Annotated in this window: 2 tRNA genes; both read left to right on the top strand. The window is 43.3% G+C overall.

The window, feature by feature from the left end:
- Positions 1 to 132: 132 nt before the first annotated feature.
- A tRNA-Ile gene (locus GQA99_RS20145) sits at positions 133 to 209 on the top strand.
- Positions 210 to 353: 144 nt separating this feature from the next.
- Positions 354 to 429, top strand: a tRNA-Ala gene (locus GQA99_RS20140).
- The last annotated feature ends 505 nt before the right edge of the window (positions 430 to 934 follow it).

Raw genomic sequence — 934 nt, 5'->3', positions numbered from 1 at the left:
AACAAGGTAGCCCTAGGGGAACCTGGGGCTGGATCACCTCCTTACCTATACGACTAACTCAATACCTAAAGTGCAGCGATGCATGTGAGTGTTCACACAGATTACTTGATAGAAAGAAAGAGAAATTACGTTGGGTCTGTAGCTCAGCTGGTTAGAGCGCACCCCTGATAAGGGTGAGGTCGGTGGTTCAAGTCCACTCTGACCCACCAATCTTTCCTACTCTGCGTTGGATGATAACTCGTTTAGTAAACTAAACGTCGCTATCAACCGCCTTGATTAGAAATGATTGGCAAGCCAAATTTTTGGTAAGACCTTCTTTGAAGGTAAACGTAAAATCTCAACTGCATGTAAATGGGGCTATAGCTCAGCTGGGAGAGCGCCTGCCTTGCACGCAGGAGGTCTGCGGTTCGATCCCGCATAGCTCCACCATTTACTTGTTGGTTCAATTGGTTTGGTCAATACGCTATTAACGCGGATTGTTTACACTCATATTGCTCCACAAAGACATGCATTGGTAAGAGATGCCAAAGATAAACGAAATTTTATCTTTGGCTTTTTTAAGCCCGCTCTTTAACAATTTGGAAAGCTGATAGTAATTAATTGCATGAGTCTGTCATGTGATTAATTGCAAATCGTTTGATGCGGCACTTTATTTTAGGTGACGTATTAAACATTGAGTTCTCAAAACACTGTTTAAGTGTCTTGAATATTCTAAAAAACTAAGGCGAGTTTGCGACGCGAAAGCGGATGCAAACTATCAAGTAAAAACCAAGCTGGTTGCGATACAATCTGGCACGCTGTTAACGCAAAGTGCAGGATGATGTTCACGTAAGTGAAACTCATTTGGGTTGTATGGTTAAGTGACCAAGCGTATACGGTGGATGCCTTGGCAGTCAGAGGCGATGAAGGACGTAGTAACTTGCGAAAAGCGTTG

The organism is Shewanella litoralis (genome assembly GCF_009828585.1).
Classification (GTDB): domain Bacteria; phylum Pseudomonadota; class Gammaproteobacteria; order Enterobacterales; family Shewanellaceae; genus Shewanella; species Shewanella litoralis.
The sequence above is the reverse complement of the archived record's forward strand: the minus strand, read 5'-3'. Positions and strand labels throughout refer to the sequence as shown.